General features: G+C 48.9%; 19 protein-coding genes. 11 read left to right on the top strand and 8 right to left on the bottom strand.

The annotated features are described in order from the left end of the window. Entirely contained in the window at positions 1-426 is a 426-nt protein-coding gene (locus tag C234_RS0105175) for a SoxR reducing system RseC family protein (protein ID WP_027324900.1), read from the bottom strand. Between the two features lie 10 nt (positions 427-436). Continuing rightward, positions 437-1,861, bottom strand: coding sequence for a DUF3078 domain-containing protein (locus tag C234_RS0105170; protein ID WP_027324899.1), 1,425 nt, complete (start codon positions 1,859-1,861; stop codon positions 437-439). Between the two features lie 185 nt (positions 1,862-2,046). On the opposite strand from C234_RS0105170, the gene pyrG reads away from it, so the two are divergent. Then, entirely contained in the window at positions 2,047-3,669 is a 1,623-nt protein-coding gene (gene pyrG / locus C234_RS0105165) for a CTP synthase (protein WP_027324898.1), read from the top strand. Positions 3,670-3,688: 19 nt separating this feature from the next. Next, positions 3,689-5,554: a membrane protein insertase YidC gene (gene yidC / locus C234_RS0105160; RefSeq protein WP_027324897.1), complete on the top strand. Its 1,866-nt coding sequence runs from the start codon at positions 3,689-3,691 to the stop codon at positions 5,552-5,554. Positions 5,555-5,627: 73 nt separating this feature from the next. On the opposite strand, the gene C234_RS0105155 is transcribed toward yidC, so the two are convergent. After that, a complete protein-coding gene (locus tag C234_RS0105155) occupies positions 5,628-7,319 on the bottom strand; it encodes a tetratricopeptide repeat protein (RefSeq protein WP_154656395.1) in 1,692 nt (563 codons plus the stop codon). Between the two features lie 495 nt (positions 7,320-7,814). Here C234_RS0105155 and C234_RS0105150 point away from each other — a divergent pair, with 495 nt between their 5' ends. The 7 genes from C234_RS0105150 (at position 7,815) to C234_RS0105115 (ending at position 17,246) form a co-directional block, all read left to right on the top strand. Then, positions 7,815-8,393 carry a DUF3575 domain-containing protein gene (locus C234_RS0105150; protein WP_027324895.1) on the top strand — a complete coding sequence of 193 codons (579 nt, stop codon included), beginning with the start codon at positions 7,815-7,817 and terminating at the stop codon, positions 8,391-8,393. A gap of 21 nt (positions 8,394-8,414) precedes the next feature. Beyond that, positions 8,415-9,884, top strand: a complete 1,470-nt coding sequence (locus C234_RS0105145; RefSeq protein ID WP_034536958.1) for an OmpA family protein — start codon at positions 8,415-8,417, stop codon at positions 9,882-9,884. Positions 9,885-9,980: 96 nt separating this feature from the next. Beyond that, the gene (locus C234_RS0105140) at positions 9,981-11,147 is read left to right on the top strand and encodes a fimbrial protein (RefSeq protein WP_027324893.1); all 1,167 of its coding nucleotides are present in this window, start codon (positions 9,981-9,983) and stop codon (positions 11,145-11,147) included. A 136-nt stretch (positions 11,148-11,283) separates the two neighbouring features. Continuing rightward, positions 11,284-12,201, top strand: a complete 918-nt coding sequence (locus C234_RS0105130) for a FimB/Mfa2 family fimbrial subunit (protein ID WP_081688114.1) — start codon at positions 11,284-11,286, stop codon at positions 12,199-12,201. Between the two features lie 15 nt (positions 12,202-12,216). Continuing rightward, positions 12,217-13,575, top strand: coding sequence for a fimbrial protein (locus C234_RS0105125; RefSeq protein ID WP_027324890.1), 1,359 nt, complete (start codon positions 12,217-12,219; stop codon positions 13,573-13,575). An 18-nt stretch (positions 13,576-13,593) separates the two neighbouring features. After that, positions 13,594-15,582: a fimbrial tip adhesin FimD gene (gene fimD, locus C234_RS0105120; RefSeq protein ID WP_051290162.1), complete on the top strand. Its 1,989-nt coding sequence runs from the start codon at positions 13,594-13,596 to the stop codon at positions 15,580-15,582. 50 nt (positions 15,583-15,632) lie between these two features. After that, positions 15,633-17,246, top strand: coding sequence for a fimbria major subunit (locus C234_RS0105115; RefSeq protein WP_152532459.1), 1,614 nt, complete (start codon positions 15,633-15,635; stop codon positions 17,244-17,246). Here the strand turns inward: C234_RS0105115 and C234_RS0105110 are convergent. Further along, a complete protein-coding gene (locus C234_RS0105110; RefSeq protein ID WP_027324887.1) occupies positions 17,243-18,286 on the bottom strand; it encodes a mannose-1-phosphate guanylyltransferase in 1,044 nt (347 codons plus the stop codon). The genes C234_RS0105115 and C234_RS0105110 overlap by 4 nt on opposite strands. 44 nt (positions 18,287-18,330) lie before the next feature. Here C234_RS0105110 and C234_RS17975 point away from each other — a divergent pair, with 44 nt between their 5' ends. After that, positions 18,331-18,708: a hypothetical protein gene (locus tag C234_RS17975; RefSeq protein WP_027324886.1), complete on the top strand. Its 378-nt coding sequence runs from the start codon at positions 18,331-18,333 to the stop codon at positions 18,706-18,708. A gap of 73 nt (positions 18,709-18,781) precedes the next feature. On the opposite strand, the gene C234_RS0105100 is transcribed toward C234_RS17975, so the two are convergent. The 4 genes from C234_RS0105100 to C234_RS0105080 form a co-directional block, all read right to left on the bottom strand. Continuing rightward, positions 18,782-19,417 carry a RipA family octameric membrane protein gene (locus tag C234_RS0105100; protein WP_027324885.1) on the bottom strand — a complete coding sequence of 212 codons (636 nt, stop codon included), beginning with the start codon at positions 19,415-19,417 and terminating at the stop codon, positions 18,782-18,784. A gap of 338 nt (positions 19,418-19,755) precedes the next feature. Beyond that, on the bottom strand, positions 19,756-20,511 hold the full coding sequence (locus C234_RS0105095) for a phage Gp37/Gp68 family protein (protein WP_021645592.1): 756 nt from the start codon (positions 20,509-20,511) through the stop codon (positions 19,756-19,758). Beyond that, positions 20,508-21,626, bottom strand: a complete 1,119-nt coding sequence (tcmP, locus tag C234_RS0105090; protein ID WP_027324884.1) for a three-Cys-motif partner protein TcmP — start codon at positions 21,624-21,626, stop codon at positions 20,508-20,510. Before tcmP ends, C234_RS0105095 begins: the two co-directional genes overlap by 4 nt. A 411-nt stretch (positions 21,627-22,037) precedes the next feature. After that, a complete protein-coding gene (locus C234_RS0105080; RefSeq protein WP_027324883.1) occupies positions 22,038-22,382 on the bottom strand; it encodes a hypothetical protein in 345 nt (114 codons plus the stop codon). Positions 22,383-22,742: 360 nt separating this feature from the next. Here C234_RS0105080 and C234_RS0105065 point away from each other — a divergent pair, with 360 nt between their 5' ends. Next, positions 22,743-25,085 carry a DUF3987 domain-containing protein gene (locus tag C234_RS0105065; protein ID WP_027324882.1) on the top strand — a complete coding sequence of 781 codons (2,343 nt, stop codon included), beginning with the start codon at positions 22,743-22,745 and terminating at the stop codon, positions 25,083-25,085. Positions 25,086-25,302 lie beyond the last annotated feature (217 nt).

The raw sequence follows: 25,302 nt of genomic DNA, 5'->3' as shown, positions 1-25,302 counted from the left end.
TTAGTTATTTATTGGTTTTACAGTAAATGAAAAATTTCGCTTCAAACGCGATTTGTTCAGCCACAAAATAAGGTAATAAGGCAACAATACGGCCAACGCCCCGATCCCCGCGTACAGTTCGCTTCCTGTCCATGCCATCAGCAGAAACAGCGAAACAATCAGAAGCGCGAAAGGAATCACGAAAGCCAACGCCACCGCCCTCATCCCCGTCGACGTGGCGGCTATCACCGTCACCTCCTCGCCCACACGGTACGAAGCGGCGCCGGCGTCGTAAATATCGATTATTTTATCCCGGCTGTCGGCAGAAGAGCAATGCCCCTTTACGCTACAGGAAGCGCATGCCGAGGTCTGGACAATCCTCACCGAAAGATGAGAACCCTGTATGTTTTCCACAATACCCGAATGTGTTATGGTATGATCCGTCATTTCCCTCAACTTACCATTTATAATTGATGCCGAAGCTCAGCAATTCCTTCAACTGGAAATAGCTGTCGCCTTCTACAGGCTTGGCGCTGTCGTCGAAGCGCGCGTGAATATAAAGTTTCGTCGACAGATAACGGTTCAGCACGAAATTAAACGTATTCTCCCAGTCCACGCGCGCCCATTTGTAGTTGGTCAGATAATTGAGGCGCGACTCCAGCGTCACCGAACGGGCCATTGTCCAGTTGAGCGTAGGCTTAATCTGCGAACCGAAATCGTTCTTCGAGTATTTCCCCTCTTCCAGACCGAACTTCACCTCATTCACATCCCTGTTTCCCACATAGCGCAGGTTATACATCAACGGAGCGATGAATACCGAAAGGTTGTATTTCTTTTTCTTCAGTTTGTAGTCCATACCGATACTGACCGACAGGTCGGCCGGAGCCAGAAAAGCCGAGATCAGCTCTTCGCTGTTGGCCTTGTATCCGTGGCAGAACTGCGTCTTGAACTCCGACGAAATGGTGTAATACCAGTTCGTTACCGCCCGCAATCCCAGCTTGTTCGTCATCCGGAACTGGTCGGTGGTAATCAGGTAGTCGTGAAACTTGTCCGAAGGGGTGGAACTCATGCCCAGCTTCGCTTCCACTTGGTTTTCGAACAGCACTTTTTCATTATCGTTATAGTTGGCGAACAACTGCAAAGTAGCCAGTCCGGAGTAGTTGCTCTCCCCTCCCTTATACCAGTTGTTCGAAACATGGTTCTGGCTGATCTGCAACGATCCGCTCCCCCCGGTAGTCCACCAGTTCGGCTTCCTGATCAAGATATCCGCCTGCCCCACATCCTCGCTCATTTCTTCCGGTTCGAACAGATGAATCACTTTGGCTTTGGAAGAAATTTTCGGTTTCAGGTCGCTGCGGAACACATCGCGGCTCATAATCCGGTCTTCGGTGGTCACCACCAGCTCCGGACAGTTCAGATACAGGCTCATCAACGCCTTGTCCACCACCTCGTTCACCCTTTTGTAGCGGGTAAATTCGGTATCGTCGAAAGCGGGGAAAACACCTTCCAACCGCTCCTGAGGCTCATATGGGCGCAGGGGCGTCCACTCCACCGTCGAATAGCGGGCTATCGGCGAATAGTAATAGGCCGGCAGGGTAAAAAGACGGAAATAAACAGGGTCCGAAGCGATGTAACGTTCGGGCACCGAAGGGTCGTTCAGGTAGTCGAGCTGTCCGATATGTTTATTATATAATATGGAGACGGTATCCATTTTCGGAGTGTTTCCGTTCATGTTCAGTTTCAGCATCAGATATCCGCTCAATCCGGTGGAAAGCGAATCCGCCTTACTTATCGCGGTTCCGGCAGTATCTGCGGCGCGTAAAGAAAACGCCGAAGCAAAGAGGCATGCAAAAACTGCCGGTAAAAAAAAACTTCTCCTCATGATATTCCTAAATTTTGGCACAAAAATACATTATTTTGTTTAGAATTCATAGCAATCTTTTAAAATTGCATTTTTTAATAATTTTGTAAGGGCGAAACTCTCCGACTTCCTCTTTTTTTTATAATTTTGCAGTTTTTAATTCCGATCATACTACATAAGTAAACATAATTTAAACAGTTACAGCTGTGGGAGAAACAAAGTATATTTTTGTCACCGGCGGTGTGGCCTCTTCACTCGGAAAAGGCATCATTTCATCGTCCATCGGTAAGTTGCTGCAAGCAAGAGGTTATAACGTAACCATTCAGAAGTTCGACCCGTACATCAATATCGATCCGGGCACATTGAACCCTTATGAGCACGGAGAGTGCTACGTCACCGTCGACGGGCACGAGGCCGATCTCGACCTGGGACACTACGAGCGTTTCCTGGGCATACAGACCACCAAGGCAAACAACATCACTACGGGGCGCATCTATAAAAGCGTCATCGACAAAGAACGCCGGGGCGACTACCTCGGCAAGACGATCCAGGTGATCCCGCACATCACCGACGAAATCAAGCGGAACGTGAAGCTGCTGGGCAACAAATACAAGTTCGATTTCGTGATTACCGAAATCGGCGGTACGGTAGGCGATATCGAATCGCTCCCCTACCTCGAAAGCATCCGTCAGTTGAAACGCGAGCTGGGGAAAAACGCTCTTTGCGTGCATCTCACTTACGTTCCCTATCTGGCGGCTGCCGGAGAGCTGAAGACCAAGCCGACGCAACATTCGGTGAAAGAGCTTCAAAGCGTGGGAATCCAGCCCGACATCATCGTTCTTCGCACCGAACATCCGCTCAACGAAGGATTGCGCAAGAAGGTGGCGCTGTTCTGCAATGTCGACGAGAAAGCGGTGGTGCAATCGCTCGACGCGCCCACCATCTACGAAGTGCCTCTGCTGATGCAGGAGCAGGAGCTCGACTCCACCATCCTCGAAAAGATGGGGCTTCCTTTGGGCGAGACTCCCGAACTGGGACCTTGGCGCACATTCCTCGAACGCCGCCACGCCGCCCGGTCGAAAGCACCGGTCAACATCGCGCTGGTGGGGAAATACGATTTGCAGGACGCCTATAAATCCATCCGCGAGGCATTGTCGCAGGCGGGAACATACAACGACCGCGAAGTGGAGGTGCACTTCATCAACAGCGAAAACCTCACCGACGAGAATGTGGCGGAAGCGCTGAAAGGCATGGCGGGCGTCATGATCGGCCCGGGATTCGGGCAACGGGGCATCGACGGCAAGTTTGTCGCCATCAGATACACCCGCACGCACGACATCCCCACCTTCGGCATCTGCCTGGGCATGCAGTGTATCGCCATCGAATTCGCCCGCAACGTGCTCGGTTATGCCGACGCCAACTCGCGAGAAATGAATGAGAAAACACCTCACAATGTCATCGACATCATGGAGGAGCAGAAGGCGGTCACCAACATGGGCGGCACCATGCGCCTGGGAGCTTACGAATGCGTGTTGCAGAAAGACTCGAAAGCTTTCGAAGCCTACGGGAAAGAGCACATTCAGGAGCGCCACCGCCACCGCTACGAGTTCAACAACGACTACAAGGCGCGATACGAGGCTGCCGGCATGAAGTGCACGGGCATCAATCCCGAATCGGATCTGGTGGAAATTGTCGAGATACCCGCGCTGAAGTGGTTCGTCGGAACGCAGTTCCACCCCGAATACACCAGCACGGTGCTCAACCCCCACCCGCTGTTCCTCTCGTTTGTGAAGGCCGCTATCGAAAACGAAAAAGCAAGTATTAATTAATTCTCTATAATCAACAAAGATGGATAAAAACACCATTACAGGTCTCGTGCTGATAGGCATCCTGCTCATCGGGTTCAGCATACTGAGCCGCCCGAGTCAGGAGCAGCTTGCCGCGCAAAAGAGATACTACGACTCTATCGCTTTAGTGCAGCAGCAGGAAGAAGCGCTGAAAGCCAAAACCGAAGCGGCGCTCGCCAACGAAAAGAAAGCCGCGCTCGCCGGAGACTCTTCTTCGCTCTTCTTCAACGCGGCAAAGGGAACCGAATCGCCGGTCATCATCGCCAACAATGTGGCCGAAATCACCCTCACCACCAAAGGCGGACGGGTACGGTCGGCTATGCTGAAAGAATATAAGGGGCAGGACAAACAGACGCCTGTCGTTCTTTTCAACGAAGAAGACGCCGCCATGAGCTTCAACTTCTATAACAAGCAGGGGGCCATACAGACCAAAGACTACTACTTTACGCCTGTCAACAAGACCGACAGCAGCGTGGTGATGCGTCTCGAAGCGGATGCGGACAGCTATATCGACTTCATCTATACGCTCAAACAAGACAGCTACCTGATGGATTTCCGCATTCAGGCCACCGGCATGGCGGACAAGCTGGCGAACACGGAATATGTCGATATCGAATGGAGCCAGAAAGCGCGCCAGCTCGAAAAAGGGTTCGGGTTCGAAAACCGCCTCGCCGAACTGACTTATAAGCTGAGCGAAGGAAAGGTGGACAATCTCTCCGCTGCCAAAGACGACGAGAAGAAACTCGAAGGACGCGCCGACTGGATCGCCTTCAAGAACCAGTTCTTCTCCTCCGCGCTCATCGCCGCACAGGATTTCGACAAGGTATCGGTACGCTCCAAGTTACAGAAAGAGGGAAGCGGATACGTCAAAGACTACTCCGCCGAGATGAACACGTTCTTCGACCCTACGGGGGCGAGGCCTACCGAACTGTTCTTCTATCTGGGGCCCAACCATTTCAAAACGCTGAAAGCACTCGACAAAGGACGCGAAGAGAAATGGAAACTGCACCGGCTGGTTTATCTCGGATGGCCCGTCGTGCGCACCATCAACCAGTACATCACCATCAACGTGTTCGACTGGCTCACCCGTTGGGGGCTGAGCATGGGTGTCGTTCTGCTCATCCTCACCCTCTTAGTGAAAGCGGCGGTCTATCCCGCCACGTGGAAGACGTATATGTCGTCCGCCAAGATGCGTGTGCTGAAGCCTAAAATCGAGGTGATCAACAAGAAATACCCCAAACAGGAAGACGCCATGAAGAAACAACAGGAAGTAATGGCGCTTTACAGCCAGTACGGGGTGAGCCCCATGGGCGGATGCCTGCCGATGATCCTCCAGTTCCCCATCCTGATGGCGTTGTTCATGTTCGTGCCGAGCGCCATCGAGTTGCGTCAGGAAAGTTTCCTCTGGGCAGACGACCTCTCTACCTACGACGCGTTCATCCATTTCCCGTTCCACATCCCGTTCCTGGGCAGCCACCTCAGCCTGTTCTGCGTGCTCATGACGGTGACCAACATCCTGAACACCAAGTACACCATGTCCATGCAGGACACCGGCGCGCAACCGCAGATGGCGGCGATGAAATGGATGATGTACCTCATGCCGGTAATGTTGCTGTTCGTGCTCAACAGCTATCCTGCGGGCTTGAACTACTACTATTTCCTCTCTACACTCATCAGCGTGGGAACCACCATCATGCTCCGCAGGACGACCGACGAAGAGAAACTCCTCGCCATTCTCGAAGCGAAGAAGAAAGATCCGAAGCAAATGAAAACCTCCGGATTCGCCGCCCGTCTGGAAGCGATGCAAAAACAGCAGGAACAACTGATGAAAGAACGTCAGCAAAAGCAAAACCGGAACAAGAAATAAGAGACTCCGCAAGAAGTTTCTCAAACCATGATTGGGGCTGTGTCGTGACAGAACGACGCAGCCCTTTTTCGGCTTAGCATGGGTGCTTCTTACGCAAACGTTGTTTCGATTTCTTCACCGCATCCACCGTGATTCCCAGAATTCGTGCAGTCTCGGCATTCGTAAACCCCAGCTTCTGCACCAGCTCGATACGCAGCGCCGCCTCGCTGATTTCGGGAAATTCGTTCAACACAGCGCTATACGCTTCGTAGTTTCCCTTTATAAACATCTCCTTGAAGCTTTGCCAATTCTCCTTGGTCATCAGGTGCGAAGTCAGCAGTTTTTCCATTTCCGGACCGCCTCCCGGCGATGTGGACACCATGTATTTTATCTCCGCCTCCAAGCGGACAATCTGCTTATTCTTCTCATCCAAGTAGTTTTGATAAGCCACAAGCGAGTTGTATGTTTTTTCGAGCTCTTTCTCCGAAGAGTCCTTGTCGCTCTGCAGCGACAAGATTCTTTTCTTATAATGGAATTTCTGGTTTTTCAGCATCCCCGCCACACGGAAAAACACCAAAACAAGGCACACCAACAGGCAGAAAGCGAACAACGATAAAACGATGTTTCTGTGTACCTCGATCCGTCGGTTGCTTTTCTCCATCCGGAGCTGATACGCGAATTCGTCTTTTTGTATCTCCAGATTGATGTATTTCAGCATCAATTCGCCGTCGGTGGCAGACAGGAAAGGTTGCAATCCGTTCACCTTCCTCAGAATTTTCAACGCGTTTTCAACGGTTCGCTCCTTAGTATCGATTTCTTCTATCAGCTCGGCAAAACGCAGCGCGCAATCGGCTAAATATTTCTTGCTGTTCAGATAGGCGTACACCTCTGTCAAATAGCTCTTGGCCGATTCAAAATCGTTTTTCCACAAATAAACCTTAGCCATTTGCATCGACGCGTACATGGTGTTGCCTTCATCGCCGATTTTCCGAGAAATGGCGATATCCCGCGTCAGCATCCGGAGAGCGATGTCGTATTCGCCATGGGCTACATGAATCTGTGCGATTTCACCCAACGCTTTGGCGTAATGCGTCGAATCTTTGTGCGCAAGCGCGTTTCTGATCGCTTTTTCATGAAACTTCAATGCCTCGTCCAACTTGCCTTGGCGATGGTAGATTGTTCCTATATTATTTAATAGCTCACAGTGTTTTTTATCCGTTTCGGGGGTATATATAAGCGAAGTAAGCAGGTACGACAAAGAAGTTTCATCGTCGCCGAGGGTGCCCCTGTAATAAGCGTTGAGACGGTAGGTCTCGCCAACCATGTACAACTCGCATTTGTTGAACGGGAAATCTTCTATCATTCTCGCCACGGTCACAAAATGCGGAAGGGCCCGGGTGTATTGGCCGAACGAGTAATAGTAGAATCCGTACTGCGTGTTGAGCCATGCCCTGAATCCCTTGTTTCCGTTCAAGGGGAACACCCTCAACGCTTTTTTGAAGAGCGAATCGCTTTTTTCGTTCACACCATCCTCCTGTTGCGCCCATAATTGGGCAAGGCGCACGTAGTATGCACATCGCAGCATTTGTTTATGTTCCCCCGGGCATGCGTCGATCTGTCTGTCGAAGTAGGTCCGCAGTCCGAGCGTGTCCGATATAGAGTCGCTTTTCCGGACAATGCGTTCAAATTCTTTCTTATCTATGCCACGCGCATACCCCGCAGATGAAAAAGACACCGTACAAATACCAAGCACACTTATCCATATCGAATAAATAAGTTGTTTCAAAATAGGCTCGATTTGTTATTCAATTAACTATGTCTATTTATTGTTATTATAAATAAAACAATAAAAATTACTGTCTGTGTCTCCATCGTTGCAAACCTGCCGGCATGTACCTCATCATTCGGTCAAAACATCTGACAACGAATCGCAGGTTCGCGTCCCTTTTTTTTATTATATAAGGAAATACGCTTTCACTACCTCTACAAATATAAATAAAAAAACGATATATCAGACACTTTTCGAGAAAAATATCAAAAATGTATTCGATACAGTGAAAGCCCACCTCATTTTGCAAATCGTTAACAATCTGATAGTTATTAACCTCATCTCGGATTATCCGATACCTTGTCCACCCATTTGTCCACCCCCTGTCCACCCATTTGTCTACCTAAAATATTTTCACTCTTGTTTAGATTCGTGTACTTTTAGACCAATCTTTAAGCGAAAAAGCCTAGCATTTCGCCCGAAACGGACACTTAACATCAAACATAAATTGCTATGAATAAAACTCTTTTTTCTCTTCTGCTAAGCCTATTTATTATAGGGGGCGGAGTAGCGCGCGCCCAATCGGCAGGGGTAAAAACGAATTTAGCCCATTGGGCGGCTGCGGGTACCCCTAATATAGGTATAGAGTTTTCTTTCAATCGGAAATACACGCTCGAGATAGGCGGCGGTTATAATCCTTTCAATTTTTCAGACACTAAAAAGGCGAAGCATTGGATAGTGATGCCCGAGTTGCGCTATTGGCTATGCGAAAGTTTCAACGGACATTTCTTCGGGGTGCATGCCCTCGCGGGCGAATACAACATGGGGGGATGGGATATTCCCATAGGAAGACTGTCTAAATTGAAAGATTACCGGTACGAAGGTTTCGCTTATGGAGGCGGACTCAGCTACGGCTATCAATGGATCTTGTCTCCCAGATGGAACTTCGAACTGAACTTGGGCGCGGGGTACGTATATCTCACTTACGACAAATATCCCTGCGTGAAATGCGGCAGCAAAATAGGAAGCAACCACAAGCACTATTTCGGAGTCACCAAAGCGGCTGTTTCTCTCATCTATTTTATGAAATAACATTTAAGCATTCTTGTAGTTATGAAACTGAAATACATACATATCTTGTCAATCATAGCGGCAACTGCCTTGTGTATCGAAAAAACGGAAGCGCAGACAAATTATGCCGATCAAATCAGCGTTCAAAATTTGGCTGTCCATAAGAAAGCAGGCGTCACGAGGGTGACGATGGACATCGACCTGAGCGAACTGGATATCAAGCGAAACCATCTCATCGTACTGACTCCCGTCATCAGCTCGCTCTCCGGAGCCGATACCGAAGCGTTGCCTCCGGTCGTCATCAAGGGAACCACCCGCGACAAAGTGCTGAAACGCCCCTTCCGGTGGAAAGGGAAAATAGTTTTCGAACCGGAGCCGGCGGCGGAAGTGGTACACCGCAAAGGCGCTTCGCAAAGCATTCCTTACGAAGCCGCTTGCCGGTATGCCGACTGGCAACGGGCGGCAAGGTTGCTGTTCTTCACCGAAGTGTTCGGTTGCGCCGATTGCGGCGTGGGGAAAGAGGAGAAATCGGTGGTCGAAAAAGTACTGCCCGACTTCTTTAAGCCCGATTACCGTTTCGCATACATCGTTCCCGAAGTGGAACCCGTGAAGCAGCGAAGCAAACGCCATAGCGCGCACCTGAACTACAAGGTGGGACGGTACGACTTGCTGACCGATTTCGAAAACAACGCCGCCGAGCTGGCGAAGGTCGACAAGATCGTACAAGAGCTGAAAACGGACAAAGACCTGAACATCACCCACTTCACCGTCTCGGGATATGCCTCGCCCGAAGACACCGAACAACGCAACATGCTGCTTTCGCAACGGCGGGCGGAGACATTCGCGCGCTATCTGAAGAAGAAACACGGATACACGCAGCAACAATTCAAGGTGGAGTGGTTCGGAGAAGACTGGAAAGGGCTGCGCAAGGCGGTAGTCGCCTCTACCCTGCCCAACAAAGACGCCATAGTGGAAATCATCGACAAAGAGCCCGGATGGGATGCCCGCGACACGCGCTTGAAGGCTTTGGACAACGGAGAGACCTACAACCTCTTGCTCACCGAGTTTTACCCGCCGTTGCGCCGCAACGACTACGACATCGCCTTCGTCTCCCGCCCGTTCAATGTGGAGGAAGCGAAGCAGGTGCTAAAGACGAAGCCCAAGCTCTTGAGCCTGAACGAAATGTTCCTGGTTGCCGAAACTTATCCGCAAGACAGCCCCCAATATAAAGAGGTGTTCGACATCGCTGCCGATACATTCCCCGAAAGCGAAGTGGCAGGCATCAACGCCGCCGTAGGCGAATTGCTGAAAAACAATCCCGATGCCGCCCTGAAAAGGGTGAGAAACTTTCCGGAGAACGACAAGGCATTGAATGTGATGGGGATTGCCCACGCCATGAAAAACGAGGAACCGCTTGCCAAGGCGGCTTTCAGCAAAGCCGCCCGGAAAGGGAACGCCGATGCCGCACACAATGCGGACCAATACCAAAAATACATCGAAGACAATTTATAGAAACAAACGTACTTGAGAACAAAAACCAATATTTAGAAACTTTAAAAAAAACCGAGTTAACTAATTAATTTTATTCATTCTTAAAACTTTTAATGTATGAAACTGGAAAAACTTTTTTTACTAGGAGCCATTGCCTTTGGGCTGGCAGCTTGTAGCAACGAGGACACACCGGTTGTTCAACAGGCGAAAAACGCCACAATGTCATTGAAAATCGTACAAGGCGGCACTCGCGCAATCGGAATTCCCGATGACATCACTGCAGGCGAAAGCAAAATCAAGAGGCTCGATGTGTTCGTATTCAACGGCGATGCTGTGGACGGGCATAAACAAGCGACCGGTGAGGATGTCACCGAAGTTAAAGACATTGCCGTAACTACCGGTTCACGCACAATGGTGGTGGTGGCCAACGCTACCGCCGACATGGGAACCATTACCTCGAAAGCTGCATTACTGGGTAAAGTTGCTTCCGATTTGGCAGCCCAAACTTTAGAAAACGGCCTGCTGATGACCAGCGAAGTAACCGAGGAATTCACCATTCAAGCCGGTAAGAATTATTATGGATATGCGGCAGGGCAAACTCCTGCAGGTAACGAAATCAGCGTAGGCGTACCGGTGAAACTGACGCGTGTACCCGCCCGCGTAGCATTGGTAAATGCTGTAACTCAATTCACCGGCTCGTACGCAGAATTCACATTCGAACCGGAAGAAATATTCCTGTTCAATGCCAAAAAACAATCCAAATATTTCGGCAATCCAGGAGCTTTGGTAGCAGGAACCGAATTGCTTTCAGGAGTTGATTTGAGTAGTTTCGGCGGGCCATTGAAACCGGCTGCATGGGAGACGGCAGATTACTTGAAAGACCCCTTTGAAAGTTTAGATATCTTAAGCGAAAAGCAGGTATACTATTATGTTTTCGAAAACGACGCTTCCGTACAACCCACTGTACTCTCCATCAAAGGAAAAATCAAAAAAAGCTCAGCCGATGATGACTATGCTACTGCCACCGAGTTCCCCGGCGCCATTGACAGTCAAGGTTACACCTACTATTCCATCGTAGTAAACGCGAATAAAGAAGGCTATACCTATGAAGGAGATACTCCCAAAGACAGTAAGATACTCCGCAACACCAAATACAACATCTCTGTTACCATCAAGCACTTGGGTAAAGACGATCCTACCGATCCGCCTACAGAAGCCGCAACGCTCGATGTGAAAGTGGAAGTTGCAGAGTGGGAAGTTGTAGGACAAAATGTAGTGTACTAATCAGTTGTGTGAATCAACCATTCGGTGCGTTTACCCCCGAACCGATAACACAACCATCCTGCCGCTTTGACGGCAGATACCGTGGGCGGAGAGCAATCTCCCCCACGGAAATAAAAATAACCCAAAAAATAAGGATATGAGTAACACAAACAAATACTGCTTTTTACTTGTAGCATTATTGCTTACCGGTTTGCTAAGCAGTTGCCTCAAAGAAAATGTTGCAGATTGCCCTCGACCGTTTCAAGTCACCGTCAAGGCAGTGGATGCCGATGGGAATGACATAACCGAATCGGGAGACGTAGAGCAAGTTATTCTGTTTGTGTTTGATGAAAATCAACAGATTTTCAAAACATTCACAATGACCGCCAACGAGGTAAAGCAACGCAAGCCCATAGATATCCGGATGGAATTTCCGGGATACAAATCGTTGAAATTTGCCGCATGGGCAAACTTGGACAGCAAAGTGGATTATTCGCAAATCAACACCGTGCAGCAACTGACGGACTTGTATGTGAAGCTGAAATCGGGGCAAGTCACCCGAAACATGATTACCGTCGCGCAATCGCCGGGCGATTTGTTCTTCGGCTCGCACGACGTGGAGGTGGAGTTCGGAAGCACCGAAATGGGACGGTCGCACGAGGTGCAGATCTTCCGTAAAACGGCCTCGGTCATCATCACCGCCCGCAAGTTTCCCGCAGGCGAATCGCTGTCGGACTACTCTTTCATCTTGCGCGAGTCGCCCGATACCTACGACTCCAACGGAGAGCTGAGCGGAAACATGGTGAATTACAAACCGGCGATCTCGGCTGTCGGAGACAACAAGCTGGCTACTTCGCTGTTCAACACGTTCCCTACCGCCGGGAATGAGTCTTACGTGCTCGAAATATACAAAAAAGGCAATTTACTGTACTCTTTCACCCAGGGTTCCGACGGCAAAGAATTTATTCCCGTGGTCGGAAAAACACTGAATATCGTCATCGACTTCTGGGCGGATCTCAGTATTAAAGTGGTAGTCACTCCGTGGGGTGTGATTTATCAGGATGTAGAATATTAATAAAAACGATAAAGTATGATGAAACCAATTTACAAGATATTTTTCTTATTGTCGGCCGCGCTTCTTTGGAACACGGCATGCAATAACGACGACCCATCGGGCGATAAAGGCGAACCGGCAGTCATATCTTTATCGATGAATAATATTCAAACCCGGGGAGGAGATCTGTATGCCGGCGAAGAGCTCATCACCCAAATACGCGTTTACGTATTCAGAGGCAACTATGTGGACGAAATGCAGGTGTTCAGTTCGGGCGAAGAAGAGTTTCAGAATCCGTTCAGGATACAAACCACCACCGGTCCGAAAACCATCTATGTGGTAGCCAATGAGCCTGCCGCGCTCACCGCCGCACTCGACGGCGTCACCACGCTCAACGCGCTGAAAGGTCTTATTACTCCCGCCGTCTCCATCCCGATGGAGCAACCTTTCACGATGACCGGCTACAAGCCTGTAGACATCGCCGTTGTTCCGGGAACTCCGGCTTCGGTGACGATAGACCTGACACGCCTGGTGGCAAAACTTACGTTAAAGATAAAGAAGGGGCCCCACCCCGAATCGAACGGCATCCCCATTGTACTGAAGGGAGTACGCCTCTACCGGGCGACGGCGAAAGCGGCGCTGTGGGAAGGCGAAAACGTGCCGGGACAAACTTACTGGAACCACAACGATACGGAAGTGGATGGCTTTGCAGTGACTGCCGGCGGCACCGATGTGTGGGGCGGCAGCAGGAAACCCGTATATGTGTATGAAAACATCGGATCGGTGAGCGACACGCTCAACCGGGCCGCCTACATCGTCATAGACGCCTTATACAACAACGTGAACGCCCGCTACAGGGCCTACATCAACGATGAAAACTCGGACGCCGACGACCACAACTATTCCCTCAAGCGGAATCATCACTACATGCTCACGGCAACCGTCAACTCCATAGGCGAAGACTATGACGGACTGCTGTTGCAATGCAAAACCATACCGTGGGATTTGGTAGAAAGCGAGCAGTCGTTCGAAGACGAAAATCCCGAAATTAACGTCATACCCGAATTCACGACTGTGGAAGGGAATGTCACTTCCATCGAAAACAACCTCACGTTCGACTTTACGCTCACCGCAGGTCCCGAAGGCGCCACATGGAAAGCCTCGCTGGACAACGGGCTGGAGTTCGGATTCGGAGACATCACCCAAACATACGGAGGGATAGGCGAAACGAAGACCATAACCATCAAGCCGTTGAAACCGTACAATCCGGCTGTGACACGCACCACACACTTTTACATCACCGTCACCAATCCGGCCAACGGAACGGCGGAACGCATAAAATTAGTAAACGGGCAACCCGATACGCAGATTTTAATCACACAAGACGACCATTAATACAGGAGGGAAAAAACTATGAAAAAAGCAAAACATATATTTTACGCATTATTCGCCGCGTTGAGTGTTTTTGTTTTCGCGTCGTGCCTGAGCGACAATCTCGAAGATTGCGGCTGCGCCGACTGCGGAAAACTCTCCCTGCAAATCAAGGTACCCAAGTCTGCCGTGATTACGCGTGCCGACGAGCCGGGCGTGGGCAACGAAAACACCATCACTTCGCTGAAGCTGTACTTCTTCGAAGGCGAAACCATGAAATACCGGGCTGCCATTGTTCCGCCCATTGCCGAAAACACGGACATACTGCTGCCGATAGAAGACACCTACGTCGACCTCTTCCAGGGCAATGTGAGCTACACGGTGTATGCCGTAGCCAATCTGGACGACGAATTGTGGGGCAAAACACTCACCGAATTCAAGCAGCACGTAGTAAGCAAGGCGATAGGCTCCGTCACAAACGGCGACTTTGTGATGATGGCGTCCGTGGTTCCGGCAGCTAACCTGAAATTGGGCAGCAGCGACAACCGGATCGGGAATTTCGAACTGAAACGGGCAGCCGTAAAGGCGCGCGTGAAGCTGACAACGTTTTCCATCACGGGAGGCGGATACACCTTGGGGCAACCCACGATCCGATTGAAGAACGTCACCGACCGGGGCTATCTGGACCACGAAGCATTGCCCGACGATGCCGAGTATTCCGATTCGGACGAAGCGGAAATCGCTTTCAACGGCACGCCGTCCGCGCCGTTCTACAGCTATCCCAACTTCTGGAGCGACATCGACGAATCGACTTATTTTCTCCTGACCTTGCCCATCACCAAAACATCCACGGGAGAGGAAAAGAACTATTACTACCGGGTGCCGCTGAACGGAAGCGAAACATCCGTCAAAGCCAACCATCTTTACGAAATCACGGTGGCGGTAAGCAAACTGGGAAGCCTCGACCCCGCCGACCCCGCGCCGGTCGACGCCTTCTTCAGCGTGAAAAACTGGGAGGAGAAATTGATGGTCTCCGAAATCAAGGCGCCGCATTACCTCATGGTATCCGAAACGTATGTGGAAATGAAAAACATCGATACGTATTTCATCGGCTACTCCACCTCAGATCCGGTGGCGATAACCGACGTGAAGGGAAAGTTTATCTATGTAAGCAACCAGACGGGGCAGCCGGTGATTGAAGATTGCACCGGCGACCAGATTCCGCAAGTCACGCTTCAGGCGGGAAGCAAAATCAAGGTATATTCGAAGGTTCCGGAGAACTACATCCCCAAAAAGATTACTTTCACCATCGGCCATCAAGCCTCTACCGGCATCGACCCCATAGAGGTCACTCTCTGGCAGTATCCGGCCACGTTCATCACCAACACCACAGGCATCAGGTCGAGCTGGAGACCGGACGGAACACTGGCTCCGGGACTTAACAACAAATCCATTTACCGCATTACGAACCTGGTTCCGAGCCAACTGCCTCCGAACACGGTGCTGGCATTCCCGCCGACCACAGAGGTAGGGTTTTATGAACGTATTCTTACTTGGATAAACTACACCTACGTACTAAAGCATACCGACTACATTACCGAGGACAGCGAAGAAGCCGCCTGTATGATTTCACCCAATTTCGAACTGGCATCGCAGCTGGGAGCTACTATACCATTATATTATAAGGAGACATGGTCGAGCAATGGATATCTGAAGTATTACAGCAACAATCAAGACGAGCGGTATGCGCTTCACACTTGCGCCCTTTACACCGAAACCCGTGTGGAAAACGGTCAAGAGGTGATATTGGACGATTGGCGGCTGCCCACCCGCGCGGAGATTCAGCTGATCGACCAAATGCAGCAACAAGGCACAGCCGTCACCGAAATCATGACCGGAAAGTATTATTGGTCGGGACTCAGCTCCGCAGCCATCAAGATTACGCTACCGACGGCCACAGGCAACGCAACTTCATACTGGGCCCACGTTCGCTGCGTACGGGATATAAAGGCCCCTCCGTTCGACAATTAAAAAAAGAGACAGCTATACAACATCGAAATACCACATAAAAATTGAATCGTATGAAAAAGTTACTATCGTATATACCCCTGTTACTTCTGGCAATGGCGCAGGGATGCAGTTCGGGAGAAGAACCTGCGGTTCAACCCCCATCTCCCCAAGGAGCCATCTCCTTTACCATCCGTGCGCCCCAAATTCCGCCATCGCGCTCCGGAGGCGATTTCACCATCAATCGTATCGACCTGCTGGTGTGCGATGACGCGGAACGGATATTGGAGAAAGCATCCACCGTACACAACGGCTCCGGGACATACACTGCCCAAGTAACTTATTCCAACGACCCGCGCATCGTACACTTTATCGCCAATTACGATTGGACGGGATGGAACGACGAGCTCATCGGCAAAGACGCCCGCGAAGCGCTGGCAGGCATCTCCACCACACAGTTTACCGCATGGAAGCGTATCGAACTAAGCGAAGGCATCACACAGCAGCAACCTTTCGGCGACACCCCCGTCGAAATGATTTGCAATATGGCGAAGTTCACACTCAGCGTGCAGAGCGGTCTGGAGAACGTTTCGTTCGCCATTTACAATTACGACCGCGGAACCATCGCCACATTCAATCCGCGCGCGGAAGGAACCGACGGGCACGTTTTCGATGAAAACGCCATTACCGTTCCTGCCGACGCGGAGCTGAAAGTGCCTTCGCTCTCCGATTTCCAACCCATGACGGGAGGCGCCGTCTTTACCTTCGAGCGCGACAACGCGTCCGCAGGGAACGACTATTCCTGCATGATTGTCAAAGGAGAATTCAGCGGACAAACCACGTACTACAAGATCGACATCGTGAACACCGATGAAGAGAGGCAAGACATCCGGCGCAACAACAGTTACCACATTAACGTAAGCAACGTGACCAACATAGGGCATCCCGATATAGAAAGCGCCATCGCGTCTGCCGCCGACAACACCAACTTCTCGCTCGACCCGTCGCTGGAGGTATTTCCTTCCATCACCGACGGCATACGCAAGCTGGAAGTGGACAAAAACTTCATCGTGGTCACCGAGCCTTCTCAATCGGGCAATTTCACCGCCACCTATTCCGTGCGCTCCGGAGAGAGCTGGGTGACGGACAACGGAAAAATGAGCGTAAGCCTCAAACCCGTCGAGGGCTACGAAGCGGCGGTGAGCAACGCCGTTATCAACTCCTCCACCGGCCATGTATCGGTTACGCTCCACAGCATCCCCGGTTCGGGCGAGCTCCGGTCGAAAATCGTTGTCCAAGTAGAGTATGAAGACGGCATCACCCCCGTGAGGCTATACCGCTCGGTGACGGTAGTCGTCCGTCCGAACTTCACCTTCCAAGCCTGGCAGGTGGGCACGGTTCCCGCTACGCAAGGCGCTACGATGCATGCCCGGGTGATGCTTCCCGGAACGTTCCCCAAGGAGCTGCTGCCGCTGGAAGTCCGTTTCAAGACCGCCAACTTCTTCCCGGCTCCGGCAAATCCGATGCGACTCACGATAATCGACCAAACTCCCGCATATATCTACACCATCACGGAGCGGGGAGTGGCAATCCCCCTTGAGTTCCTCTCCAACCGTGCCGTTTCTGCCGAAACCATGGTGGTGACGATAGACTACTGCACCCCGGTCAACATGCCGGTAAGCAATTAATAAAAATCCTTGATCCGCTGCTCTTCATCCAAACGACAGATGAGGAGCATGCGGTCTTTTTCGGCAACGATGTATCCGTCGAGCCCCTGCACCACGACCTTCCTTTCGTCGGGGGCATGCACGATGCAGTTCTTGCTTTCGTACAGGCGTATGTCGGGTCCCACGACGGCGTTTCCCGCTTTGTCTTGCGGCAGCAGGCCGTGAAGAGCGCCCCACGTACCCAGGTCCGACCATCCGAAAGAGGCGGGCAGCACGTAAATCTCCTGCGCCTTCTCCATCACCGCATAGTCGATGGAAATCTTCTCGCAGGTAGGGAACAGCTGCTCCACCATCTCCCGCTCCTGCGCAGTGTAGAAAGCCGGGAAGATACGGTCGAATATCTGCGCGATACCCGGAGCATACACGCGCATCACCGCCGTGATGGTGCGCACGTTCCATACGAATATGCCCGCGTTCCAGAAATAATTGCCCTCGGCGAGATACTTCTCCGCCGTCTCCCTGTCGGGCTTCTCCTTAAAGGCGTCTACCGTACATATCTCCTTGTCGGTGGCTATCGGATGCGCGGCGGCGATATAGCCGTATCCCGTTTCCGGACGCGTGGGACGAATGCCCAGCGTCACGATGGCGCTGCTGCGTTGCGTAAAGGCGAGCGCCTTGTTCACCACGCGGCGGAACTCCGTAGTGTCTATCACCAGCGCGTCGGCGGGAGTCACCACAATGTTGGCGTCGGGGTGCCTCTTCTTAATCTTCCAGCAGGCGTAAGCGATACAGGGCGCCGTATTCCGCGCGCAAGGCTCCGGCAGAATATTCTCCTCCGGCACCTCGGGAAGCTGCTCCTTCACCAACCCCGTATATCGCTCCGAAGTCACCACCCACACGTTCTCTTGAGGGCATATACCCGCAAAGCGGTCTACCGTCATCTGAATCAGCGTGCGTCCGCATCCCGTCACGTCGATAAACTGCTTCGGGCGTTCGGGCGTGCTCATCGGCCAGAAACGGCTGCCTACGCCGCCCGCCATAATTACAATGTGATTTTCCATCTTTACAGAAATTTAGAAATGGTTTTACCTGCAAAAGTACGCTTTTGAAAAACAAAAAGCAAGCCAATGCGAATCAACTATCGTTGTATAAGAAGTTTATTAAATACCAGACACTTGCCAACCAGTGTATTGAAGATATTGCATTTCACGACATGAACATATCAACTCAAATAAATGTGGCTAAAAACTTTTTACACATAGAACAATATAAAAAATCCTATGAGTTATTACATTCAATAGAAAATTCGATCGGCAAAAACAATATCCATAATAATGAGATTAAACGCTTACAAGGCATTGCGCTGTTCAGAATGAAGCAAAGATATACTCCGGAATATGCATTTTTATGGAAAAAGGAAAAATTGCCTCAAAATGGCGTAAGTAATAGATTTTTCGACTACTTCTCCTCAAGTTCCTGTTAAAGAGTAAAAAAAGATCCCTTGCGAAGCGAAAGAACCTGTTAATCAATAAAGGTATCAGTTAATTGTTCTTTCCCTAGTACATTCTTTTCTCGTACGGAGGTTTAAGAGAAACCTTTTCTTCCGGTTTTCCTGATATCCCGTATTTGATAAGGACAACTATGAAAATAAGAGTTACAAAAGAAAATATAGGGAGCAGCCAACTGCCAAATAAGGAAAATGTGGAAATGCAGAGAACTTTATAACCAGAAGAGCATAAGAATATGAACCATATTACAGTAATAAAAAGGCTTATAATCTGATTAATTCTTGATACGGAGAATCTATACGATAGTGTCAGTTCATACCACTTGTTATTATTCTTTATATGCCTTTTCATCAAGTCTCCTGTAAATTCATCTTCTAAATCATCTATAATCTTCTCCCAATTGGTTTGCCAATGTTTACTGGCTCTATTGACAAGATACCAACTAAAAGAAAAGATGAGACCAATGCATGTTATAATGAAAGCATAATTGTCCTTATCCTCAAATGCTTCGTTTTTGGAAGATATAACTGCAATATAAGCGACAAAGGCAGAGGCTATAAAGGCCCAAAAATAAGTGGCTCGTTTCCAATAAAGCCCTATTTCAAACTTTCTAATCTCGTGGGCTTTTTCAAAAGCAAGTTTCCTTTTCTCCTTTTCGATTTTTTTAAATTTATTCTGACGCATATACTTCGTATTTGGAAGTTAATGTAAATATTAAAAATCACGTTATATGTTTCACGAAGAATTGATATTGGACAACAACTCAAGCAGCTTTTTACAACTATTAGCTGGTGTGTATCAGAATGGCTTCGCTTGATACTTTTTTATCTTTGATTGCCTCTATTTACAACATGGCAGAAACCTGTGGGGGCAACCCAAGCTCATAAAAGATCTAATTGCTTGTAATATACCCGATAGATTTGCAGTTCTTTACAAAAACACGTGTGTCATAACTCTCGAACTCAATCTTCCTCTTTGTCATTACATTTTGTAAAACTTGCCATGTTCGCCTTCGCCCTGTTTTACGTTTTGACAGTCCCTGGCAATGATGATTTAACAGGCATTTCCTGATATATTTTTCCTTTTATCGTTTTGCCATTCAAATGCTTATTCCGTTTTATGCCATCACTCCCCCATGTACCCCACTGTTTAAAAAAGAATGCGGTTTCTTGTCTTTCACATTGTTCCTTAATCGAAAGAACCCATTCCTCAAGCATTGGTCGCGCATTTACTCCACTTTCTCCGCCAACAATAACCCAGTCAATATTATTTAAATCAAGATTTCCCAAATCTTCTAAAAGAGGTTCGCAAGATAGAAAACGAATAGGAGCATCAAGGTTTCTAAGAATATTTATTCTGCTTTTTGATGCTATATTTTCTACTGTAACTCCTAACCAAGCATTCTTGGGAATCTCCCGATTGCTAAAATACTCATTCATTCTCTCTGCTCTTTTTGTGAGAATTTGGTATCTGTGTTGAGGTGTTTGTTTGATAATATTCATGACCTTATCAATAAATTCGATAGGAACATCTTTATGAAACAAGTCACTCATCGAGCACACAAAAATTGTATGAGATTTTTTCCATAATAAAGGTTCTTGCAAATTAGCTTCATGTAGAGTAAGAGCAAAGCCATTTTTATATTTTTCTTGCCTCATAGCCTGCAATCTACGAGCCATAACTTCTGCATAACAATGTTGACAGCCTGCCGAGAACTTTGTGCAGCCAGTTATCGGATTCCAAGTTTTATCCGTCCATTCTATTTTGGTTGTTTTCATTGCTTCCTATTTACAATCTCAAAATTAATAATTCGTCTGTTTTTGTACACTTGTTCATAATTAACTAACGGACTTTTCCCCTCAAATGTTATCAATTTATCCTTTTTTAATTGTAGTATTACCTCTGATGCATGTTTGTCGATATGTCCTTCTTTTAATGTAAAATCGTATGCTTTTTTATTATTATTGATTTCACCCTTTAAAATCGTATCTCGTAGTTTTATTGAAAATTCTTCTATTTTATTATATATAGGTTTTCCAAAAAGATCTTGCTGATACAGAGATTTTTCTTCATCATTATTAATGTCAAAATTCGCTTCTCCGTTCAATTCGTTACGTTTCCATGCTGTTTTCAAAAATTTATCGACGGCACGAGGATGCGTGGCTCCAAAAATTATTCCGTATATATTAGTTCCTTTTTTTATAGTGAATGGGTATAAAGATAGTTTTGTATTTTGAGGCAAACGACTCTTCAGCTGTTCTAAGATACTTTTATGTATATACTTATAAGGGTCCTTTTTGGCTTTTTCAATATCTATATTGATATTCTCTTTAAATTCTGGTTCATTCCCAAATCTCAGAAAATACGATGAAGCTACATAGTATAGAAAGTCTGTCGTGTTTGTGCTGGCCAATTCTAAAAAATATTTATCGGACAAAAATTTAACACCATTTTGATCTAAATAAACAAGAGATGGTTTGTTTTTTATGGTCGAAATTTTCTCGAAAAATAAAACTTCAAAGTCTTTATTGCAATATTCAATATGAACATTAGCTCTCCTAAGTTCCGGGTTGTTTTGCATATATGTTTCACAGGCTTTTTTAAGTTTTTCGAATTTAGTCTTATCAAACTCATTAAAACATAAATTGATTTTTGTATTCTTTTGAAATATATTTCCTATTTGATTTTTAATCTGCCTCAAAATACGTATTGGGCTGCCTTCAACACACTTTTTATCATAACCTGGACCTGCGAAGAAGTCAAAAATCCATAATTCTTTGTATCCACCCATTACAAAAGTAGGTATCCACTCTTTTGCATAATCCTCAAATATTATGAGTTTCGTTAAAGTAGCCTCATCAAATGCTTTGCTGTGATGGTCTATACTCGCCATAGTTATTTCTCCTTATCTTTTAAAAATTCAACATTCTTCCTTGAATTACCGCTTCCATCATTGCAATGGCTTCCTGCTCTTTCAGGTGAGCCTCGTAGCGGAGAGCGTCGGCTTGTAATATCATTATTCTAGGCTATTTTGAACTTTATTGCTCCAAATCCTTACAAAAGTATGTTTTTTCGTGTTTTCGCCAAAGAAAACACGAGCTTATTTATATAAAACATCTCAACACTCTCTCTTTATATCGTAATGTTTTCTCTTGACAAGGTTTACCTCTTGGTAAAAAGAAGTTTAATCCGGGGGTTACAAATTATCCATTATCATGTCCCAATCCTCAGGCAGTCCGTCCGTTATGGCAAAGACCATCATTGGGCATGTTGTTTATCTGTGAGAGGCTTGCTCTGTCGGGTTTCAAACATCCCGCCATTTCATCATCACTTCCCAGTCGTCGGGCTCGCTTTTTCCCTGTTCGTTGGCGGGAACAGTGCCCACCACCACATTGCGGTGTTCTGCCAGCGCCTTGCGTATCTGCCTCACCAGCACGGGCATAAGCAGGGTTATCTGAACAGTTTCCGCCATCAGGCGAATGATACGGACGTATTGGCCGACGTGCAGGTCGCCCCCTTTCTTCGCCGCGCTCACGGTAGCTTTTCGGATATGCAGCTCGTCCGCCAAATAGTTATAAGTAATCAGGCGGTCGGCGTTCATGAAAGCCACCACCAGTTTCGAAATCGAATCGTAACGAAAAAAATCCATTGTCTATGCGTGTTTGTTCGAAATATAGATGTAAAAATAAAACAAGTTTTCGAAACTTACAAGCTCATCGGACGATTTTTTATGCAATTCATGCTTTTGCCCGTATATCATGGGAGATGAATGATCTTTTTTCTGAATTCTCAAGTGATTTTCTGCACAAAAACCTCCCCGAAAAAGCCCCTCCCATAATAAAAAAATAAATAAAAACAGTTCCACACGCCGGAACTGTTTTTAAAAATCACCGACTTATATTTGCCGCCGGAAAACGGGAAACGCCCTGCCCGCAAACAAATGCGGGGAAGGGCGGACTCCCGTGAGGAATAAATTATTTAACCTTATTATTAAAAAAATCATCGTATTATGAAAACTATTGATGAGATTTTCGTTTCCGTATACGGAAGCGTGTATTCCCGCGAACCGCGGACGAGCTCTTTCCGGCAAGTGATGAGCGACTGTATCCAACCCGTACATGCTTCGGCTGTGGAAACCATCCGGAGGTATCACGCCGAAGGCGACAACGAAGCGGCGCAACGGCTCAAGCGCGCCCTGCCCTGCTTCACGCCCGCCGGCACGTTCGAGGGGGCGCATGCCGTCCGCAACTTCCGCAAGCCCAGCCACATCGTGGGGCTCGACTACGACCATGTGCCCGACCGTCACGCGCTCATCCGCCTCTGCGCCGACGATCCGCACACGGTAGCCGCGCTCGAAAGCCCCACCGACGGACTGAAGGTGTTCGCCTACGTAGACAACATCGAGGGCCGATACCGCGAAGCGCAACGCCTCGTGAGCCGTTATTACGACCGCCTGCTGGGAATGGAGAGCGATCCCGCCTGCAAAGACGAGAGCCGCCTCTGCTATTTCACTTACTCGCCCGGCGGATACCTATCCACGTGGTTCGAACCTTTCGTGCTGCCCGAAGCCGAACCTTGCCTGTGCCCGGAAGGCCCTGCCCTACCCCAAACGGGTGGCGCCGACGAATGGCCGGAAAAAGAAGAGGCGACAGCCGACCTGAAGCAGTTCCTGATGTCCTATATTTTCTTAAATCCGCTGACACCCGGAATGCGTCATACCAACCTCTTCAAACTGGCCTGCGAAGCCTCCCGGAGACGGTATCCCGAAAAAGCCGTTTTCCGTGAAATTTTGCCTCGATTCAGCGGTACGGACTTCTCCGAAAACGAGATTAAAAGGGTTCTTTCGGCTGGTTATCAGAAAGTTAATGAATCGAAAGAGGAACAGAACGCCCGCCAAAAGCACGTTTTTGAAAACGTCAAAACGCCAAAACGCCCCTATGACTGTTTTACAAACGATGAAAACGAGTCGGAACGTTACTGGGAAGGAGAAGAACTTCGGAAAACAACCCCTTTCTTTCCCGAAGATTTGTTTAAAAATCTTCCCAAAATGCTCAGCGAATGCATCGTGGAAGAAGAGGACCTGAGGCAACGCGACATCTCTTTCCTTGCCGACCTCACTGCGCTCAGCGCCGCCCTGCCTTGCACTTTCGGCGTGTACAACCACAAGAAATACTCGCCGCACCTCTACAGCGTCGTCATCGCCCCCGCAGGCAGCGGAAAGAGTATCGTGCAGACCGGGCGTTACCTCATCGAAGAACTGCACCGCGACATCCTGCGCCAGAGCGACCGGGCGATGAAAGCCTACGAACAGGCGCACGACGCATGGCTGGCGAACGTACGGAAGCGCAAGAAGAAGACGGAGCAAGCGGAACAGCCCGAACCCGAACGCCCGCCCTTCAAGATGTTCATCATCCCCGCCACCACCAGCTACACGCGCATGCAGATGCAGATGCAAGACAACGGCAGCATGGGAAGCATCATCTTCGACACCGAAGCCCAGTCGCTCTCCACAGCCAACCACCTCGATTGCGGCAACTTCGACGATATGTTGCGCAAAGCTTTCGAACACGAGAATATCGACTCCTCGTTCAAGAGCAACGGCATGCGCCCCATCTGCATCTCGCACCCCAAGCTCGCCATGCTGCTCACAGGCACGCCGGGACAGCTCGCCACCCTGCTCAACAGTTCGGAAAACGGGCTGGCAAGCCGCATCCTCTACTACACCTACCGGGAAGCGCCCCGCTGGAAAGAGATGGGCGACCAGAGCGAATCGCTCGAAGACCGTTTCATTCCCCTCGCCCGGCGCGTCAGCGAGCTATACCGTTTCTGCCTCGAACATCCCCTGTTGTTTCATTTCACGCCCAAACAGTGGAGGCACCTGAACCGCACTTTTGCCGACCTGCTCGAAGACACCGTGCTTGCCAGCAACGACGATTTGCAGGCTGTGGTGAAGCGCTATGCCTTCATAGTGATGCGTGTCAGCATGATTCAAACCCGGATACGGCAGTTCGAGAACCTCGATACGGCCCCCGAAATCTACTGTTCCGACGTCGACTTCGAGCATGCGATGCAGCTCGTGCTCTGCTGCTACGAACACAGCCGGCTGCTGCTCTCGTCCATGACCTGCGAGAAAACAGAACCTTTGAATAATCCTGACAAATATGCGGATTTCTTCAACCATCTCCCGGCTGTTTTCACCACCGAAGAAGCGTATGAAGTCGCTGCAAACACCCGAGTGAGCAAACGCACTGTCACAAGGCTGCTAAAGGGGTTAAACGGACTGAAAATCAACAAAATAAAGCATGGAGTCTATGAAAAGTTGCAAAAAAAAGGGGACATAGTGACTTTTTGACGTTTTGGCGTTTTCAAATTTTCAAAAAATCCCCGGGACGCTTCTCCGAACGTCCCGGGGAAAACCTTCGACAAATAGTAAACTATTATTACAAACGAAAATGCGTTCAAACGTTTTTCTTAAAGCCTGCGGAGTTGGATCACAAAGCCCGCCGTGTTTGATGGTAAAGCCCGTCGTGTTTTTTTCAAAGCCCGCCGTGTTCGATGGCAAAGCCCGC

Source organism: Bacteroides pyogenes DSM 20611 = JCM 6294, assembly GCF_000428105.1.
Lineage (GTDB): Bacteria > Bacteroidota > Bacteroidia > Bacteroidales > Bacteroidaceae > Bacteroides > Bacteroides pyogenes.
This window is presented reverse-complemented; position numbering and strand designations above follow the sequence as displayed.

What these genes read in the sequence shown, in the direction of transcription:
- C234_RS0105175 (WP_027324900.1), bottom strand. Translation starts at nt 426, where the DNA reads ATGACGGATCATACCATAACACATTCGGGTATTGTGGAAAACATACAG.
- C234_RS0105170 (WP_027324899.1), bottom strand. Translation starts at nt 1,861, where the DNA reads ATGAGGAGAAGTTTTTTTTTACCGGCAGTTTTTGCATGCCTCTTTGCT.
- C234_RS0105130 (WP_081688114.1), top strand. Translation starts at nt 11,284, where the DNA reads ATGAGTAACACAAACAAATACTGCTTTTTACTTGTAGCATTATTGCTT.
- C234_RS0105145 (WP_034536958.1), top strand. Translation starts at nt 8,415, where the DNA reads ATGAAACTGAAATACATACATATCTTGTCAATCATAGCGGCAACTGCC.
- fimD (WP_051290162.1), top strand. Translation starts at nt 13,594, where the DNA reads ATGAAAAAAGCAAAACATATATTTTACGCATTATTCGCCGCGTTGAGT.
- C234_RS0105125 (WP_027324890.1), top strand. Translation starts at nt 12,217, where the DNA reads ATGATGAAACCAATTTACAAGATATTTTTCTTATTGTCGGCCGCGCTT.
- C234_RS0105065 (WP_027324882.1), top strand. Translation starts at nt 22,743, where the DNA reads ATGAAAACTATTGATGAGATTTTCGTTTCCGTATACGGAAGCGTGTAT.
- C234_RS0105140 (WP_027324893.1), top strand. Translation starts at nt 9,981, where the DNA reads ATGAAACTGGAAAAACTTTTTTTACTAGGAGCCATTGCCTTTGGGCTG.
- tcmP (WP_027324884.1), bottom strand. Translation starts at nt 21,626, where the DNA reads ATGGCGAGTATAGACCATCACAGCAAAGCATTTGATGAGGCTACTTTA.
- C234_RS0105080 (WP_027324883.1), bottom strand. Translation starts at nt 22,382, where the DNA reads ATGGATTTTTTTCGTTACGATTCGATTTCGAAACTGGTGGTGGCTTTC.
- C234_RS0105095 (WP_021645592.1), bottom strand. Translation starts at nt 20,511, where the DNA reads ATGAAAACAACCAAAATAGAATGGACGGATAAAACTTGGAATCCGATA.
- yidC (WP_027324897.1), top strand. Translation starts at nt 3,689, where the DNA reads ATGGATAAAAACACCATTACAGGTCTCGTGCTGATAGGCATCCTGCTC.
- C234_RS0105110 (WP_027324887.1), bottom strand. Translation starts at nt 18,286, where the DNA reads ATGGAAAATCACATTGTAATTATGGCGGGCGGCGTAGGCAGCCGTTTC.
- C234_RS0105115 (WP_152532459.1), top strand. Translation starts at nt 15,633, where the DNA reads ATGAAAAAGTTACTATCGTATATACCCCTGTTACTTCTGGCAATGGCG.
- C234_RS0105100 (WP_027324885.1), bottom strand. Translation starts at nt 19,417, where the DNA reads ATGCGTCAGAATAAATTTAAAAAAATCGAAAAGGAGAAAAGGAAACTT.
- C234_RS0105150 (WP_027324895.1), top strand. Translation starts at nt 7,815, where the DNA reads ATGAATAAAACTCTTTTTTCTCTTCTGCTAAGCCTATTTATTATAGGG.